Below are 716 nucleotides of genomic sequence, written 5' to 3'. Positions count from 1 at the left end.
TCCGTGACCGACCGACTGCTCGCCGATCGCGCGCCGCGCGACCCGGACGAGTCGACGCCGACGACCGGGGGTGACCCGCCGTGAAGGGGCTCGTCCTCGCCGGCACCGCGCTCGTCTACCTGCTCGCGGGCAGCGTCGACTTCACCGCGGGCGGCATCGCGGAGCTCGCGAACGCCGACCCCGGGCTGGCGATGCTCGCCTTCTTCCTGCTCGCGATCGGGTTCGGCGTGAAGGCCGGGATCATGCCGCTCCACCAGTGGCTCCCCGAGGCGATGGTGGCGCCGACGCCCGTCTCCGGGCTCCTCCACGCGGTCGCCGTCGTCAAGTCCGGCGCGTTCGGCGTCTCGCGCGTCGTCCTCGACGTGTTCGGCCCGGAGCTCGTCTTCGACCTGTCGCTGCCGCTCGGCTTCACGGCCGGGCTCGTGCTCTCGACTATCGGCGCGATCACGCTCACGGCGGCCTCGCTCATCGCCCTCCGAAAGGACCACCTGAAGCGCCGGCTCGCCTACTCGACTATCAGCCAGCTGAGCTACATCATCCTCGGGCTCGGCCTCTTCGGGTGGTACGGGCTCGTGGGCGCGTTCCTCCACATCCCGGCGCACGCGTTCATGAAGCTCACCCTGTTCTTCTGTGCGGGCAACATCCACGTGTCGACGCACACAGACTACATGTCGTAGATGGCGGGGATCGGCAAGCGGATGCCCCTGACGATGGGG

Annotated in this window: 1 pseudogene; it reads left to right on the top strand. The window is 69.7% G+C overall.

Going from position 1 to position 716, the window contains the following annotated elements:
- Positions 1–89 precede the first annotated feature (89 nt).
- Positions 90–674: pseudogene (locus D3D02_RS18190) on the top strand (proton-conducting transporter membrane subunit); the annotation flags it as partial.
- Positions 675–716: the final 42 nt, after the last annotated feature.

The sequence above is a fragment of the Halobellus sp. Atlit-38R genome, from assembly GCF_003665925.1.
In the GTDB taxonomy this organism is placed as follows: domain Archaea; phylum Halobacteriota; class Halobacteria; order Halobacteriales; family Haloferacaceae; genus Haloquadratum; species Haloquadratum inordinatus.
Note: the sequence above shows the minus strand (reverse complement) of the source record. Positions and strands in the feature narration are given on the sequence as shown.